The organism is Streptomyces sp. NBC_00400 (assembly GCF_036048035.1).
Taxonomy (GTDB): Bacteria; Actinomycetota; Actinomycetes; order Streptomycetales; family Streptomycetaceae; genus Streptomyces.
The window spans coordinates 2,925,808-2,942,353 of sequence record NZ_CP107940.1; the positions used below are offsets into that span (position 1 = coordinate 2,925,808).

Sequence of the window (16,546 nt, forward strand, 5' to 3'; positions counted from 1 at the left end):
CTGGGTCTGTCTGGGCGTGTCTGGGCGTGTGTGCATCGGCGGTCAGTGGGCGGCCGGAGGTGTGGCGGAGCCGGGGTGCGAGCCGTAGGCCTTCAGGAAGCGGTCGCGGAAGGTGTCCATCCGCCAGACCGGGGCTTTGTGGCCGGGGTTGAGGCTGGGTGTCCAGTGCCAGTCGGAGATGCGCTTCAGGACGTCGGGGTCGTGGGCGACGATCGCGACCGGGACGTCCCTGCTGGCGTGGTCGCCGGAGACCTTGGCGACCGGCTGGTGATCGCCGAGGAAGACGAGCACGGTGTTCTTGTTGCCGTACTTCTCGACGTACGAGATGAGGCTGTTCAGGGAGTACTGGATGGACTTGCCGTACTCGGTGCGCACCTTGTCGGTCTGCTGCCACACGTCCACGGGACGCTTGCCGGCCTCCTCGATGCTGTTGTAGACGGAGCCGTCGCCGACCTTGTCCCAGCCGATCGTCTTGGGGAGGGGCGCCCAGGGGTTGTGACTGGAGGTCAGGATGATCTCGGACATCAGGGGCTTGTCGTGCGGTTTGCCGTGCTCCAGGCGCTCGAAGGCGGCGAGGCTGTACTGGTCGGGCATGGTCGACCAGCTGAACTTGGGGCCCTTGTAGCCGAGTTCCCGGGAGTCGTAGACGTGGTCGAGGCCGTAGAACTTGGCCTCCGGCCAGCTCTTGGTGACGCCGGGCATGATGCCGACGGTGCGCCAGGCGCCGGTGCGCTTGAAGGCGCTGGTGAGGGTCAGGTGATCGCCCGCGGTCACGGTGCGGTAGCGCTGCTGGTTGTCGATCCACAGGCCGGACAGGAAGGTGGAGTGGCCCAGCCAGCTGCTGCCGCCGTACGTCGCCGAGGTGAGCCAGCCGCTGCGGGCGGAGTAGCCGGCCGCCCGCAGCCGTTCGGTCCCCTTTGCGAGCGTGGCGTCGACACCCGGAGCCATCAGCCTGTCTTGGACCGCGCTGCGTCCGTAGCTCTCGATGAAGGTGAAGATGACGTCCTTGCCGCGCAGTGCGGTCAGCAGCCGGTTTCCCGGTGTGTGGTGGTAGGGGTCGCTCGCGGCTTCCTTGGCGAATGCCCGCTCGTCCTTCAGGGTCGCGCTCACGCCGTCCATACGGGCCTGGACGAGGTCGGAGGTGCTGCGGGAGGCAACCGGCGCACCGTCGATCTGCAGGCCGAGGGCCGCGGAGAGGACCCAGACGGTACCGAGGACGAGGGTGGTGCCGGCCGCCCTGGTGGCGTGCCGGGCCATGAGGTTGCTGAGCCGGACGACCGCCAGTGCGGGGAGGACGAGCAGAGCGAGGACGAGGAGTACGGCCGCGATCTCGACTCCGATGGTGCCCGTCCGGCCTATGGAGTCCTGCAGGAAGGAGGCACCGTCGCCGAGCAGGACCCAGTCGAACACCACGTTGAACCCCCGGCCCAGCACCTCGACGAAGCCGATGTCGAGGAGGTCCAGGAGGGTCAGCAGGCCGAGCACGACTCCCGCGAGCACCGCGGCCGGCCGCCGCGCCTTCTGCGGCAGGAGGAGCAGCAGGGCGGCGCCGGCTATCCCTTCTACCGGTATACGGATGAATTCTGAGGGTGTCAGGCGGTTGGGGTCGTTCGGCAGGAGGAGGGTGACGAGCACCAGCGCGGCGGCCAGGGCGGTGGTGGTCCACGCCGCCGCCCGCGCCACGGCCGGGTGGCGGCCGCGCCAGCCGCGGTCCGGGGGGAGGGCGGCGCGGTCCGTGGGCTCGTCAGTGGCGGAATTCTGTTCCGGGGCGGACTTCTGTTCCGGGGCGGACTTCTGTTCCGCTGCTGTGGCCGAGGGGTCCGGCGTGGCCGCGGCATCATGCGTGGCCGCGGCATCGCGCGTGACCGCGGCATCCGGCGCGTGCTCCGGGGGGCCGTTGGGGTCGTTGGGATCGTCCTGGGGCAAGTCCCCGGTCGGGGGTGCCTGCTTCTCCTGCGGCAGCTGGTCAGAGCGCGTGAAGTGCGACAACCCGAAGGTCCTTCCGTGCGAGGCCCGGTGGTGGCGCGGCGGACCGGACTCGGGAGGTCGGCGCCGTCGCTATGTGTACGGGCGACCGGAAGCGTGCGTTCAATCGGGCGGCCATACAGCGCAGGAGGAGGCGGGAGGGGGCGAGGAGAGGAGAGGAGAGGAGAGGGCCGGGCCGTCCCCCGATCGGCCCGGACCTCCCCTCTCCGCCGCGACGCCGGTCCGTGGCGTAGGCCGATGGCCTCGGCCGGTGGACGGTGGACCGTCAGACCGCGGCCGGCTGCTCCGTGGCCGTCTGGTCGGCGGCCGCGTGACGGAGGCGGCGGCACTTTGTCACGAGGACCGCGGTCCGGGTGAGAACCATGGCGAGTGACATGAAGACAAAGGCATTGGCGTAGACGTCGGGGCCGCTGAGCTGGTTTTCGATGCTGAAGCGGATCAGGCCTTCGGTGAACCAGTGCTCGGCACCGTAGGCAAAAAGGACGCGGGCGGTGGAAAGGACGATCCAGACCAGGGCGTAACCGAATCCTCCGGTGGTGTAGATCTGGCCGTCGCTGCCGCGGTGGGCGGGGAGAAGTACGCCGGCGATCAGGCCGCAGATCACGCCCACGCCACAGCCTATGAGCTGAAACGAAGGCGCGTTCCCGGACGTCGGAAGGGAGTGCACAAAGAGCGCAATGATGAGGGCGACCGCTATCACGGAGCGCAGCATGCGCATGTTGGTGACCCGGCGGCGGCCCAGGTCAGTCGCCAGGATGATGGTGAGGATGGTGGCACTGGCGATGAGTGCGGTGGCGAACTGACTCAGGTGGTCCATGGGAATCCGGGCCTTTCTGCGGTGCTGCGAATTGTCTTGCTCGGTGGGCGCGCTGCGGTTCGGAGAGTTCCCCTCACGGGAATTCTGACGGTTGGCGAATTCTCTTTTCCGGGGTTTTTCCCGGGGTTTTTCCCGGGTCTTGTCCCGGGTATCTTCCGGGGTTTCGTCCGGGGTCTTCTTCGAGGTCCGCGAGGGGGCATCAACGACGTTATGGGGAAGGGAGGTTGACGGGGGACGACCGACCGGTGGATTCGGCTGTCCACCGGTCGGTGGACAGCGCGGCCCCGGGGAGGAGGGTGATAGGACTGGGCGCGCGGCCGCACCCGCTCTCAGGTGCGGGGCGCTCATATCCAGGGGGACACGGTGGTATCCAGGGGGACACGGTGACGGCTGAGGCGCGGCGCGCGCCCGAGGCGCGGGTGCGCTGGTTCGGGCTGTGGGACAGCTACTTCGTGATCTGCTATCTGGTCACCACGGGGCTGGTGTTCACCTCCGAGGCCTCCGCGGGCTCCGGGGCCTCCGGGGCCTCCGGGATCCCGCAGGGCGGTCGGTTGGTCGCCATCGCCGCGCTGACGCTGATCGTGCCCTGGTATGCGGGGATCGGGCGGCCGTTGATGCTGCGTCACGAGAGCGATCGGCGGAACGTCGTCTTTTCCGTGGGGCTCTTCGTGCTGTTCGGGGTCGCCACCGCCGTCGATCTGATGAGCTCGTTCGCCCTGTTCGCCCTCATCCCGATGCTGATGATGAGCCTGGCAACCAGGCCGGCGCTGGTGGCCGGCGTCCTCGGCAATCTCGTCCCGGTGACGGGGCTGTGGCTGCGCGGCGGCGCCGCGGGACCTGCCGTGCTGTTCGTGCTGCTGGCTTCGCTGCTCGGGATCGCCCTGTCGGCACTCCTCGGGCTGTGGATCAAGCGGGTGGTGCGGCAGAACAGGGAGCACGCCGAACTGATCGAGGAGTTGCGGCGGAACCGCGAGCAGGTGGCCCGCCTGTCGCACCAGGCCGGGGTCTTCGCCGAACGCGAGCGGCTGGCACGGGAGATCCATGACACCCTCGCGCAGAGCCTGACCAGCATCATCAGCCTGGTGCAGGCCGCGGATTCGGCGGTGGAGGGCGCCCCCGCCGTGGCCCGGAAGCACCTCGCACTGGTCGGGCGGGTGGCCAAGGAGAGCCTGGTCGAGGCGCGCGCTTTCGTGGCCGACCGGACGCCCGCGTCCCTGCAGGAGAGCTCCTTGGCGCAGGCGCTGCGGCGGCAGGCGGACGGGCTGACCGCGGAGAGCGGGCTGCTGGTGCGGTTCGCCGTCGAGGGCGATGAGCGGCCGCTGCCGATGGCGGTCAATGTCGTACTGCTGCGTGCCGCGCAGGAGGCCGGGGCGAATGTGCGCAAGCACGCCGATGCCCGCGCGGTGGAACTGATGCTCCGGTACGGCGCGGGGCAGGTCGTGCTCCGTGTCGCCGATGACGGCAAGGGGTTCGATGCGGGGGCGGGGGCGGGAACGGGAGTGGCAGCGGGAGCAGGAGCGGGAGCAGGAACGGGAGCGGGAGCAGGAACGGCCGGGCGGGAACAGGAGCGCGGTGCGGCGGGGCAAGGGCAGGGGGACGGCGGGGGCTTCGGGCTGCGGGGCATGGCGGCGCGGGTGGCACAGACCGGTGGGGTGCTGAGCGTGGTGAGCGAGCCGGGGGTGGGCACCACCGTCGAGGTGACGGTGCCCTTGGAGGAGACCGTGGACGGGACGGTGGGCGAGGCCGCGGACGGGACGGCGGACGAGACCGCGGACGGGACCGCGGGCAAGGCCGCGGACGGGACCGCGGCGCCGGCTACGAGGCACTGGGTGAAGGCGGCGGATGATGAGCGTTGAGGACACGGTCGCGGTGCGGGTGCTGCTCGCCGACGATCACCCCGTCGTACGCGAGGGCCTGTGCGCGATCCTGGAGTCCGATCCGGGCATCGACGTGGTGGGGCAGGCGGGCTCCGGCGAGGAAGCCGTGACGCTGGTGACCCGGCTGTTGCCGGACGTCGTGCTGCTCGATCTGCGGATGGGCGGGATGGACGGGGTCGCCGCCACGGGGCACATCCTGCGGCAGGCGCCGCACAGCAAGGTGGTCATCGTCACCACCTACGAGGACGACTCCGACATCCTGCGGGCCGTGGAGGCGGGCGCGGCCGGCTATCTCCTCAAGGGGAGTTCCCGGGCCGAGCTGATCGAGGCCGTCCACGGTGCGGCGCGTGGGGGGACCGTGCTGACCCCGTCGCTGGCGACCAAGCTGTTCCGGGCCCGGGCGGTGGAGCCGACGCCGCTGTCCGCCCGGGAGTGCGAGGTCCTGCGGCTGGTCAGCCAGGGACTGACCAATGCCGACATCGGCCGGGCGCTGTTCATCGGTGAGGCCACGGTGAAGACCCACCTCCTGCGTGCGTTCAAGAAGCTGGAGGTGTCGGACCGTACGGCGGCCGTGATCACGGCTCTGGAGCGCGGGTTGCTGTCGTAACACGGGTTCCTGGCGTAACACGGGTTGCTGTCGTAACAAGTGCGTGGGTCACGGCCGCGGGCTCATCCCTCTCCCCGCCCGGGCCCCTCGCCCAGTCGTGCCCGGTCCGCCGCCGCTCTGCCCTGGTGCCAGCCGTCCGCGTCGCGTACGCCGCGGAGGCGGACCGGGGCGGTATCGGGGAAGAGGGCGCCGGTGGTCTGTGCCACGGCGAGCTCACGCGCGGCGAGGACCGGGAGGAGGCCGGGGGCCGCTTCGGCGGACTCGGCGGTGGCGGCGGCCGTGGCGGCGGCGGTGGCCGCCCCGAGCCGGTCGCGGATGCGGTCGGCGTAGGCGACGAGGAAGGCCTGGCGGAAGTCCCGGGTGCGGCGGGAGCGGCCACGGGGCACGGGGGCCCCGCCCCGTTCCTTGAGCGCGCGGTCCTGCCCCTGCTGCTGGAGAGCTCGATGGTGGTCGTCGCCCGCGCGGTGCATCGCGGCGGTGGCCTGGAGCAGCAGCGAGGTGTAGAGCATCTCGGCCGCCTCCAGGTCGGGCGCAAAGCCGACGAGGGTGGAGAAGCCCACGTCGGCGGCCCAGACGGCCTGGCAGCGGTTGGCGGCCGCCACCGCGTCGAGCAGCAGCGCCTTGGCCTGTTCGTACGGGCCCTCGATGCCGATACGGACCGCGGAGGGGCCGCCGGTCTGCCCGCCCGGCGCGGCGGTGCTGTCGAGCAGTGCCTCGTCGATGCTGTGCCGGGCCATCAGCTCCTGCGCCTTGGCGGACAGCGCCTCCGCCTCCTCGGCGTAGTCGGTCGCCTCGGCCTTGGCGAGCAGCCCGCGGATCCGTCCGAGGGCACGTGAGGCGGCGGCACCGGCGGGGCCGTTTCCCCGGCCGGACTGCGGCGGGGCCGGCAGCGGGGTGATACGCGGCAGCCGGGCGAGCGCGCGCAGGGCCGCCAGTACGTCGTACGCGGTCTCGAAGCGGGAGGTGCGGCGGCGCTTGGCCAGTGCGTCGAGGTAGCCGGCATCGGAGGCCCACCAGACCTCGGCACCGAGCTGCCGCAGTTGCTCGGCCCAGCGGGTGTCCCGGACGGGCCGGGCGGCCGGCGGACGGGCCGCGTCGGCCGCGACGGCGTCGACGACCACGGCCACCAGGGAGGCGTCGGGTGCGTCACGCCGGACGATCCGTTCCAGGTCGGCGGGCTGCCAGCCGCCCGCCCAGCACTGCCGCACGCCCGCCACGGCGGCGGCGGCCACCGCCGCGCTCACCGCCTCCCAGCCGGCCTCGGCCGCGGCCAGCATCGAGGCGCCCGCCTCGATGGCGTCCTCGGCCTGTGCACCGTCCGGCGCGTAGCGGACGCTGCCGAGCACCTGCCCGACCAGTTCACCGGCCGCATCCGCCGCCGGCCCGCCGCGCCCGGCGCCTCCGCGCCCGTCGCTCCCGCGCCCTTTGCTTCCGCGCTCACTCACCCGCTCACTGTACGGAGGGCTTCTCGGAGCCCGCGTCCCGGTGGTCCGGGTCCGGCCCGCGTCCCGGTGGCGGTCGGCGGCCGGGCCGTACACCGCCACGACGCCCGGCGGCACCCTGATCGGGGCGCCACCGGGCGTCGGTCATGTCATGGCGGCAGTCACCACCGGCGGTCAGGCTGTACGACTGTCCGGCTCTCCGGCTCTCCGGCTGTCCGGCTGTCCGGCTGTCCGGCTGTCCGGCTGTCATACGCCGTAACGCACGGTCACATGCGGTCAGGCATGCGGACCGCTGCCCCGCCCCCGCGGCATCACTGCAGCGGCATCGCGCTACTGCACCGGCACCGCGCTGCCGGTCACCCACTGCGACCAGTCCATGTTCCAGCCGTTCAGGCCGTTGTCCGGCTTGACGGTCTGGTCAGGGGAGTTGACGACGTCCACCACATCGCCGATCTGCGAGTTGTTGAAGAACCAGGCGCCGGCCGTCTTCGCGTTCTTGGCGCCCTTGGTGTCCTCCAGGCCGATGCAGCCGTGGCTGGTGTTGGCCTTGCCGAAGACGCCCTTACCCCAGTAGTTGCCGTGGATGAAAGTGCCGGAGTCCGACAGGCGCTGGGCGTGCGGCACATCGGGGATGTCGTACTCGCCCTTGCCGTCCTTCTTCTTGAAGCCGACGGTCGAGCCGTCCATCCGGGTCTGCTCGAACCGCTCGGAGATGACCATCTGACCGTTGTAGGTCGCATGGCCGTCGCTGCCCGCCGAGACCGGGATGGTCTGGATGAGCTCGCCGTCCCGCACCACGTACATCACGTGTTCCGCGGCGTCGACGGTGCTGACCTGCGAGTGACCGACGTTGAAGCTGACGGTCTTGTTCTGGATGCCCTTGACGCCCGGCGACGCCTCGACACCATCGAGGCCGAGCTTCAGGGTGACCTTGGAGTGCGCCTTCCAGTATTCCTGGGGGCGGAAGTCCAGCCGCTTGTCACCGAACCAGTGGCCGACGATCTGCTGGTTGCTGTTCGAGGCGACCTTGATCGCGGACTGGACGGCCGCCTTGTTCTTGACCGGCTTGTCGAAGTTGATCGACACCGGCATACCGACGCCGACGGTCGAGCCGTTCTCCGGCGTGAAGTTCCCGACGAAGCTGTTCTCCGGGGCGACGGTGGTGAAACTGGAGTTCTCCACCGCCGTGCGCCCGTGGGAGTCCTCCGCATGCGCGGTGACCTTGTACTTCGTCGAGCGGTCCAGTGGCTTGTTCGGCTTCCAGGAGGTGCCGTCGGCGGAGAGGGTTCCGTCCACCTTCTGCTTGGACTCGACCGAGGTCATGGTGACGTCGGTGAGCTTTCCGGCACTGACCGTGACCTTGGCGTCATCGTTGACGCCCGCACCGGTCGCGCCGTCCTCCGGCAGTATTTTGATCTTGGCTTGCGAGGCGTCCTTCGCGGCCGCCTCGTCCACCTGCTGGGTGTTCTCGTGCCGGGTGCCGTCAGCACCGCCGCCTTGGTCGGCTGTTGCGCTGCCGCCACACGCCGCAAGCGTGAGTACGCCCCCGAGCAGCGTGGCGCTGGCTATCAGCCCCTTCCGGCGCTGGCTGTCCGTCATCACACGCATCTCCATTACTACGGATTTCGCATCGTTCCCCGAGCGAGCTGCCAACTGAACGCAGGCATATCTGGACGCAGGCATTCCGGCCGACGCCATATGAACGCCTTTTCCGTTTCGCCCGTTCCATGCATCCATGAAGTGTGGGGAAGGCCACTTATGCCCTTACATCGGTCACAAGGTGCACACGGTCCGAAGTCGGACCTGTCGCCCCATCGGCCTACCGACCTGCCGGACCGCCGTGCGGCCGGGCTGCCGGGCGGCCGGGCCACCGGGCTGCCGGACCGCCGTGCGGCCGGGCCACCGGGCTACCGGGCCGCGACCAGCCCCACCGGCCATGTCATGGCCCCCACGCCATGAGCCCCCACGTCATGAGCCCCCACGTCATGGGCCCCCGTGCAGCGCGCAGCCGTACGGGGGCCCTGGTTGGTCGATCGGGCGGGGGCGAGGTGCCGGCGGCGGTCAGCCCTCCCCGTCCGCGTCGTCCGCCAGATCCCACTCCGCCGCGTTCCACTCGGCGTCCGGGTCGTAGTCGGTCAGCTCCTCACTGCTCCACGAGGCCTGGGCCAGTTCGGTGCCCGGCACCGAGGCGACGAGGTCGAACGGGTCGATCAGGTGGGCCAGCGCCTCCGCCGGATCCCCCGTGACCGTCTCCTGGGACTGTCTGCGCTCCTCGTCCGGCAGCGACGGGTCGCCGTTGATGTGATCGAGGGCCGCGCCGGTCAGCTGCGGGGCGTCGGTGACCTCCATGATCAGTTCCACATGAAGGCGCACAAAACGTGATGTCTCACCATTGCTCATAGCACGGAGGTTAGGCATGGACGGGTCCTGACTTCCCCGCGACCCGCGGCGGTCACTAACATCTGAGGTCAACGGCCAATTCGCCGAACCCACAAGGGGGATCGCTTCCGTGACCGCACGACGTCCACTGCTGACCGCCGCAGCCGCGGGATCGGTACTGTTCGCCCTGTGGTTCGTCCCCTCCGCCAATGCGAGCGCGGGGCATGACGGAGCGACAGATTCCGGTCTGCGGGCGGCATCCGCCGCGGCGGGCCCCGGCCTGGCCGGCCGGCTGAACGGCGGGTCAGCGGGCCCCGGCAGCGGTTCCACGACGACCACCCCGCACCACAGCGGCACGGGCACCGGATCCGGGACGGGAACGGGGACGGGCGCCGGAACGGTCTCCGGCGTCGGCGGCGACTCCAGCGGCGCCCGGCCGCACCTCCTCGCCGACACCGGCAGCCCGGACACCACGCCGTACGTGATCGGCGGCGCCGCCTGTCTCGCGCTCGGCGCCGGGCTGGTCAGCTACTCCGTCCGCCGCACCAGCGACGACGCCGTCTGATCCACGCCGTCTGTTCCACGGGGTCGGGGGTCCCTGGGGACGGAGACCGGGGAGACGCCCCCAAGGAGCCGGTGCTCCTGGGGATCGCGCCCCTAAGGGCGCCCCCCCAGGCGGCGCACCCCGCCAAGGCCGGCGGGCACCCTGAGGACGGCGGGCGCCCCGCCCCCCGTCGTTACGCCAGTTCGCCGGTGACCGACTCCACGGCCGCCACCAGCTCCCCGGCCCGTACGAACGCATACGCGCCCTCCAGGTCCGGCGCCAGGAAACGGTCCTCGCCCGGGCCCTGGATGCCGGCCGCGCGCACCGCGTCCAGCACAGCACGGGTGGCGGGGGCGGGCGTCAGCCCCTCGCGCATCTCGATGGCACGGGTCGCCGCATAGAGCTCCACGGCGACGATCCGGGTCAGGTTGTCGACCGCGGTACGCAGCTTGCGCGCCGCCGACCAGCCCATCGAGACATGGTCCTCCTGCATGGCGGAGGACGGGATGGAGTCCACCGAGGCGGGCGCGGCCAGTCGCTTCAGCTCGCTGACCAGGGCGGCCTGGGTGTACTGGGCGATCATCAGCCCGGAGTCGACGCCCGGGTCCCCGGCCAGGAAGGCGGGCAGCCCGTGCGAACGGTTCTTGTCCAGCAGCCGGTCCGTGCGGCGCTCGGCGATCGAGCCGAGGTCGGCGGCGGCGATGGCCAGGAAGTCCAGGACGTAGGCGACCGGGGCGCCGTGGAAGTTGCCGTTGGACTCGACCCGGCCGTCCGGGAGGACGACGGGGTTGTCGACGGCCGCGGCGAGTTCGCGGTCGGCGACCAGGCGGGCGTGGTCGAGGGTGTCCCGGCCGGCGCCGGCGACCTGCGGGGCGCAGCGGATGGAGTAGGCGTCCTGGACGCGCGGGGCGTCGTCCTGGTGGTGGCCGGTGAAGCCCGAACCGGCCAGCACCTTGGACATGTTGCCGGCGGAGGCGGCCTGCCCGGGGTGCGGGCGGATGGCGTGCAGCTCGGGCGCGAGGACCTTGTCCGTGCCGAGCAGCGCCTCCAGGGAGAGGGCCGCGGTGATGTCGGCCGAGGTGAACAGCCGGGCGAGATCGGCGCAGGCCATCACGAGCATGCCGAGCATGCCGTCGGTGCCGTTGAGGAGGGCCAGGCCCTCCTTCTCGCGCAGTTCGACGGGCTCGATGCCGTGCGCGGCCAGCAGCTCGCCGGCCGGCCGGACGGTGCCGTCGGGGCCCTCCGCGTCGCCCTCGCCCATCAGCGCCAGCGCACAGTGCGACAGCGGCGCCAGGTCACCCGAGCAGCCGAGCGAGCCGTATTCGTGCACGACGGGCGTGATGCCGGCGTTGAGTATGGCGGCCATGGTCTCGACGACGAGCGGGCGGACGCCGGTGTGCCCGGAGGCGAGCGTCTTGAGCCGCAGGAACATCAGCGCGCGGACGACCTCACGCTCGACCCGCGGGCCCATGCCGGCCGCGTGCGAGCGCACGATGTTGCGCTGGAGCTGCACGCGCAGCTCGGGGCTGATGTGCCGTACGGCGAGGGCCCCGAAGCCGGTGGAGACGCCGTAGACGGGGTCGGGCTTGGCGGCGAGTTCGTCGATGAAGGCGCGGGAGGTGGCGACGGCCGCAAGGGCCTCCTCGGACAGCTCGATCCGGGCCGCGCCGCGGGCCACCGCGATGACGTCCTGTGCGGTCGTGCCGGACGTTCCCAGCACCACAGTGTGCATATCCATATTCAGGCACCCTAGAGACTGAATCGCCGGATGTCACCACCGGGTTTGGGGATCACCCCTTACGGGGCGTGAGCGAAGGACCCGGGGTCTGCGCAAGGAGGCGGCACTCACCTCCGGAAGCGGCGGCGCTCCGGCCCCGACCGCCGGTCCGGGGCGTCCGCGAGCCGGACGACGGGGTCGTCCTTGCCGCCGTGCCGCCCGGCGACCACCGGTTCACCCGACCGCGCCGCCTTGGCCTTGTACTGCGCGGCGTCCGCGAGCCGGAAGAGCCGGCGGGCACTGCGCACCGGCCCGATCGGATCACCGGTCGAGGCGACCCCGACCGCCACCCCTTCACCGAGATCCAACTCCCCCGCCCGGTCGCACAGTTCACCGGCCACCTTGACCACCTCGTCGGCCGGCGGGCCCACCGCGAGCAGGCAGAACTCATCACCGCCGAGCCGGGCGGCCAGCATGCCCGGCAGCATCGCCCCGCACAGGGACAGCACCGAGCCGAAGCGCTCCAGCAGCCGGTCCCCGACCGCATGGCCGCGTGAGTCGTTCACCCGCTTCAGCCCGTTGAGGTCACACACCACCAGACTGACCACCACCTCGTCCCTGCGGTGCAGCTCCAGCGCCTCGTCCAGCCGCATATCGACGGCACGACGGTTGGCCAGGCCGGTCAGGGAGTCCGTGAAGGCCAGCCGGCGGACCTCCGCCAGCCGCTCGGTCTGGGCGATCCCGGCCGCCGTCACCGCGGCGAGCACGCTCGCGAAATCGGCATCCGGCCGGCCGAAGACCGGCTCGCCCGTCCGCCGCGCGACATACAGCTCGCCCCACGCCCGGCCGTGCAGCACGATCGGCGCGACCACACAGCAGCCCCGGCCGCGACGGCGCAGTGCGGCCACCCGCTGCGGGTTGGCGCCCCCCTCACCCGCGACCTCGTCCCGCCGCTGCGCCGCGGCCGCGGACACCGGGCCGTCGTGCGGCTCCTCGGCGGTCTCCACCCAGGCGCTGGGCTCGCCGCCGCCCACCCACTGCTCGTGCAGGAAGCCGACGATCTCCGGGAATTCATGGACGGGGTAGCTCTCGTCGTCCGGGAACTCCTCCTCGTCGACGGCGAGTTCGCCGACGTTGACCAGCACCCGCAGCTTGCCCAGCTCGCGCTCCCACTTCGAGATCGCCGCGAAGGATCCCCCCAGGGCCTGGCGCACTCCCTGCGCCGCGGCGTGCGCCGAGTCGCGCGGTGTATGCGCGGCCGCCATCGCCTGCGCCAGCTCCACCACGGCCCGCAGCCTCGCATCGCCCTCGCCCGTCACCGGATCCTCGCATTCCGTCACCGTGAGCACGCTCTGTCATTACAGCGTAGGAATGTTTAACCCCTTTCGCCCCTTTCCGTAGGGGATTGACACCTAGGCGTTATTCGCGTCGCTATCGGCGTCGCCACTGGTGCCCTATTGGTGCCGTTCCTCGCTTGGTTCCCCGGGTCGCTCCTGGTCGGGCGCCTGCCCCTCGTCCCCCTCGCCCCGCTTCGCGTCATTCCCCGGGCCACTCCGGATCGCGCTTCTCGTTGAAGGCCGCCACGCCCTCCGCGCGGTCCCCGGAGAAGGCCACACTGCGCCAGGCGCCGTCCTCCAGTTCCAGGCCGGCCCGCAGGTCCATCCCGTGGCCGAGGCGCATGGCGCGCTTGGCGGCACGCAGGCCGACCGGCGAGTGACGGGCGATCGTGGCCGCCAGCTCCAGTGCCCCGGCCCGGTCCTGCCCGTCCGCCACCAGCCGGTCGACCAGGCCCAGCTCCGCGGCCTCGGCCGCCCGCACCCGGCGCGCGGTGAAGACCAGCTCGGCGGCCCGCGCCGCGCCCACCCGGCGCGGCAGCAGCTGGGTGCCCCCGCCACCGGGGATGACACCCACCGACACCTCCGGCAGCCCCACCTCCGCCGTACCGTCCGCGACGATCAGATCGCAGGCGAGCGCCAGCTCGAAGCCGCCGCCGAGCGCGAAGCCGTGCACCGCGGCGATGGTGGGCATCGGCAGTTCCAGTACGCCGGTGTACGCGGCGCGGGTGTGCGGACGCTGGCGCATCAGGTCCGCGTCGGTGAAGGAGTTGCGCTCCTTGAGGTCCGCGCCCACGCAGAACGCCCGCTCGTGGGTGGAGCTGAGGACCACCGCCCGTACGGAGCGGTCCGCGGCCAGCTCGGCGCAGGCCTGCGCCAGGCTGTCGGCCATGGCCGTCGAGACGGCATTCATGGCCTTCGGGCGGTCCATGATCAGCTCCGCCACGTGGCCGTGGCGCTCGACGGCCACCCAGCCCTCCGCGCCGAATTGCTGCCGTTGCCCCTGCCGTTCCATGCAACCCTCCCTGTTAACGGGCGTTGACCTGACGTGGGGATCATGCCAGGTGGGCGGCCGGGGGGACAGGGATGGGGGGCGGCAGGGGTGGGACGGCAGGGGTGGGGCGGCGGCTCGGGGGGCGAAGGCTCGGGCAGGTGAGGGGCGGACCCGCGGGTCCCCTGAAGCTCAGTCGCCGGTGCCCGGACCGGCGCGGCGGCTCAGCAGCCAGGGCTCGACCACGCCCAGGCCTCGCACGGGGCGCTGCCACATCGGCTGGAGGGCGAAGCGGTACGACGGCGGCGGGGCGCCGGTGCCCTCCGCGGCCGCCTTCTCCGCGGCCGCGGCGTCGGCCTCGGAGACCGGCGCGTCACCGATACGGCCCAGCTCCTCGGCGAATGCCTCGTCCACCAGCACGGTGTCCTTCGGCGCTATCGAAGTCAGGCGGCTGGCGAGGTTGACGGTCGTACCGAAGACATCGCCCATCCGGGTCGTGACCGTGCCGAAGGCGATGCCGACCCGCAGTTCCGGCATCGTCTCGTCATTGGTCATCGTCTCGATCAGCCGCAGCCCGATCTCGGCGGCGATACCCGCGTCGTCGGCGGAGAAAAGGACCTCGTCGCCGAGGGTCTTGATGAGCCGGCCGCCGTGTGCGGCCACCAGGTCGGAACAGGTCGTCTCGAACGCCTCCACCAGCTCGCCCAGCTCCTCCTCCTCCAGGCGACGGGTCAGCCGGGTGAAACCGACCAGGTCGGCGAAGCCGACGGCGAGCCGGCGGTCGACCATCTCCGCGTCGTCCTGGGCCCGGACGACACGGCCGGTGGCGGCGGCGAGCTGGCGCCGCCAGACGTAGACCAGGAACTCCTCCAGCTCGGGAAGCAGCAGCTCGACCAGCGGGTAGGTGATCTCCGTCCGGGTCAGGCCGGAGTCCTGCGGCTCGGTCAGGCCCTCCAGGAAGGAGTCGATCTGCCAGTCGGCCAGACGGGCGGTGGTCTGGCCCGTGGAGCGGGCGACCTGGATGGCCATGGCCTCGCTCAGCAGCCCGGCCTCGACGAGACCGGACAGCCGGCGCAGGGCCAGCACATCGGCCTCGGTGAGGGCCTTGACCTGGCCGATGTCGGCGAAGCCCATGGCCCGCCAGAAGCGGGCCGCGAGGTCCATGGAGACGCCGGCGCCGCGGGCCGCCTGGAACGGGGTGTAGCGGCGGTCGGCGCCGAGGATGAGCTGTTCGAGGCGGACGGCGATGTTGTTCTCGTCACCGTGGTCGGTGGCCTCGCTCCTGCCGGTGGCGGTGTCGCCCCAGCCCCGTGCGGGATCGTCGACGGGGACGTCGCGCACGGCGTCGTCCTCGGTGTCCATGTCGCGCGGGGTGGCGCCCGAGTCGTCGGCGGTCACCGGCCGCTCCCTGTCCGATCCCTGCGCACTGCCCTTCCGATCACTGCTCGCCGGTGGTCCGCTCCCTGGCGGACCGCCTCAACGATACGGCAGGTGTGCTCTGGCTCACTCTCACATGTTGGCTATGGACAAGGAAGTGGTGGGGGTGGGTCGGCGCGGCGGGTGGGTGCGGTTCAGCGCTGATCGGCCGCCGGTGTTGCAAACCCGCCGTAGGTGGGGGGCCGGAGGGGACGCCCGGTACCCCTCCCCCAGCCTTCGGCCGGGAGGTGCCCCCACGGCGCGGGCGGATCTGGTACGTGGCACAGACCGCCCCGGCGTTCGCTCCGGTCCTGCGGGCGGGGCACCGGACATCCCCTCCGGCCTACGTCGTCGGCGGCCGTCCCGCCGTACCCATTGCCGTCACGGACATGGGCGTCGGCGGGTGTCCCACCTCACTCCGACGGCTGCCGCCCCGCCGTACGGGTGCCGTCAGGCATACGGCCCCTGGTGGCCGCCCCGCCCCCTACGCCTCCGTCGCCGGGCGCAAATGGACGATGTCGCCGGCGCCCACGGGCTGCTGTACGCCGTTTGCGGTGGCCAGTACCAGGCGGCCGTCGGTGTCGATGGCCACGGCCTCGCCGGTGAGGGCGGTGTCACCGGGGAGCTCGGCGCGTACGGAGCGGCCGAGGGTGGCGCAGCCCGCGGCGTAGGCCTCGTGGAGGCCGCTGGTGGCGGGGTCGCCGTCGGCGGACTGCCACTGGGTGTACCAGTGCTCCAGGGAGCGGAGTACGGCGCGCAGCAGCGGGTCGCGGTCGGTGGTGGTGGCGCCTGCCAGAGCCAGTGAGCCCGCGGCGGGTACCGGGAGTTCGGCGGCGGTGAGGGAGACGTTGAGGCCGATACCGATGACGACGCCGGGGCCGGCGCGTTCGGCGAGGATGCCGCCTACCTTGCGTTCCGTGAGGGTTCCCCCGGGACGCAGGGCGTCGGAGTCCTCGGAAGTTACCAGCAGGTCGTTGGGCCACTTGAGGGCCGTGTCGACGCCGGCCGTCCGGGAGAGGGCGGCGGCCGTGGCGACTCCGGTGAGCAGGGGGAGCCAGCCCCAGCGCGCCACGGGGACTTGGGGGATGAGGTAGACGGAGAGGAAGAGGCCCGAGCGCGGGGGCGCCGACCAGGTGCGGTCGAGGCGGCCGCGGCCGGCCGACTGTTCCTCGGCGATGAGGACGGCGCCCGCTGCCTCCCCTTGTGCCGCACGGGCCGCCAGGTCGGTGTTGGTGGAGCCGGTGGCGGAGACGACGTCCAGGGCGGTCCAGAGCGAGTCGGGCCGTACGAGGGCGCGGCGCAGCGCCGTGGCGTTCAGCGGAGGGCGGCCCAGATCGCTCCAGCGACCGGCATCTTTGTCCCGGTTTTCCGGTGGTTGAGACGTCATGGGACCAGCCTAGGTGTGGTCAACGACGCAGTGCCGCTGAGCAGTCCCG

13 protein-coding genes are annotated in these 16,546 nt (G+C 71.8%); 3 read left to right on the forward strand and 10 right to left on the reverse strand.

Annotation, left to right across the window (positions count from 1 at the left end):
* Positions 1-42 precede the first annotated feature (42 nt).
* Both OHS81_RS12745 and OHS81_RS12750 read right to left on the reverse strand, forming a co-directional pair.
* Positions 43-1,989 (reverse strand): sulfatase, encoded by a 1,947-nt coding sequence (locus OHS81_RS12745; protein WP_328384894.1) that lies wholly within the window; start codon positions 1,987-1,989, stop codon positions 43-45.
* Between the two features lie 262 nt (positions 1,990-2,251).
* Positions 2,252-2,803, reverse strand: coding sequence for a hypothetical protein (locus tag OHS81_RS12750; protein WP_328384895.1), 552 nt, complete (start codon positions 2,801-2,803; stop codon positions 2,252-2,254).
* A 383-nt stretch (positions 2,804-3,186) separates the two neighbouring features.
* Between OHS81_RS12750 and OHS81_RS12755 the strand changes: the two genes are divergently transcribed.
* Both OHS81_RS12755 and OHS81_RS12760 read left to right on the forward strand, forming a co-directional pair.
* Positions 3,187-4,659 (forward strand): sensor histidine kinase, encoded by a 1,473-nt coding sequence (locus tag OHS81_RS12755; protein WP_328384896.1) that lies wholly within the window; start codon positions 3,187-3,189, stop codon positions 4,657-4,659.
* Positions 4,649-5,287 (forward strand): response regulator, encoded by a 639-nt coding sequence (locus tag OHS81_RS12760; protein ID WP_443058693.1) that lies wholly within the window; start codon positions 4,649-4,651, stop codon positions 5,285-5,287. Before OHS81_RS12755 ends, OHS81_RS12760 begins: the two co-directional genes overlap by 11 nt.
* Positions 5,288-5,349: 62 nt before the next feature.
* Here the strand turns inward: OHS81_RS12760 and OHS81_RS12765 are convergent, their stop codons facing one another.
* The 3 genes from OHS81_RS12765 to OHS81_RS12775 all read right to left on the reverse strand — a co-directional run bounded on the left by OHS81_RS12765 (position 5,350) and on the right by OHS81_RS12775 (position 9,129).
* Positions 5,350-6,633, reverse strand: a complete 1,284-nt coding sequence (locus OHS81_RS12765; RefSeq protein WP_443058846.1) for a DUF2786 domain-containing protein — start codon at positions 6,631-6,633, stop codon at positions 5,350-5,352.
* Positions 6,634-7,059: 426 nt separating this feature from the next.
* Positions 7,060-8,328, reverse strand: coding sequence for a L,D-transpeptidase (locus OHS81_RS12770; RefSeq protein WP_328384899.1), 1,269 nt, complete (start codon positions 8,326-8,328; stop codon positions 7,060-7,062).
* A 462-nt stretch (positions 8,329-8,790) separates the two neighbouring features.
* Positions 8,791-9,129 (reverse strand): hypothetical protein, encoded by a 339-nt coding sequence (locus OHS81_RS12775; RefSeq protein ID WP_328384900.1) that lies wholly within the window; start codon positions 9,127-9,129, stop codon positions 8,791-8,793.
* 109 nt (positions 9,130-9,238) lie between these two features.
* Here OHS81_RS12775 and OHS81_RS12780 point away from each other — a divergent pair, with 109 nt between their 5' ends.
* Positions 9,239-9,673, forward strand: coding sequence for a hypothetical protein (locus OHS81_RS12780; RefSeq protein ID WP_328384901.1), 435 nt, complete (start codon positions 9,239-9,241; stop codon positions 9,671-9,673).
* A 172-nt stretch (positions 9,674-9,845) separates the two neighbouring features.
* On the opposite strand, the gene hutH is transcribed toward OHS81_RS12780, so the two are convergent.
* The 5 genes from hutH to OHS81_RS12805 all read right to left on the reverse strand — a co-directional run bounded on the left by hutH (position 9,846) and on the right by OHS81_RS12805 (position 16,497).
* Entirely contained in the window at positions 9,846-11,390 is a 1,545-nt protein-coding gene (hutH, locus tag OHS81_RS12785; RefSeq protein WP_328384902.1) for a histidine ammonia-lyase, read from the reverse strand.
* Positions 11,391-11,497: 107 nt separating this feature from the next.
* Complete coding sequence (locus OHS81_RS12790; RefSeq protein WP_328391113.1) at positions 11,498-12,634, reverse strand: GGDEF domain-containing protein; 1,137 nt, start codon at positions 12,632-12,634, stop codon at positions 11,498-11,500.
* Between the two features lie 271 nt (positions 12,635-12,905).
* Positions 12,906-13,718 carry an enoyl-CoA hydratase/isomerase family protein gene (locus OHS81_RS12795; protein ID WP_328384903.1) on the reverse strand — a complete coding sequence of 271 codons (813 nt, stop codon included), beginning with the start codon at positions 13,716-13,718 and terminating at the stop codon, positions 12,906-12,908.
* A gap of 168 nt (positions 13,719-13,886) precedes the next feature.
* On the reverse strand, positions 13,887-15,092 hold the full coding sequence (locus OHS81_RS12800) for an adenylate/guanylate cyclase domain-containing protein (protein ID WP_328384904.1): 1,206 nt from the start codon (positions 15,090-15,092) through the stop codon (positions 13,887-13,889).
* 502 nt (positions 15,093-15,594) lie between these two features.
* Positions 15,595-16,497 carry a biotin--[acetyl-CoA-carboxylase] ligase gene (locus tag OHS81_RS12805; protein ID WP_328384905.1) on the reverse strand — a complete coding sequence of 301 codons (903 nt, stop codon included), beginning with the start codon at positions 16,495-16,497 and terminating at the stop codon, positions 15,595-15,597.
* Between the last annotated feature and the right edge of the window lie 49 nt (positions 16,498-16,546).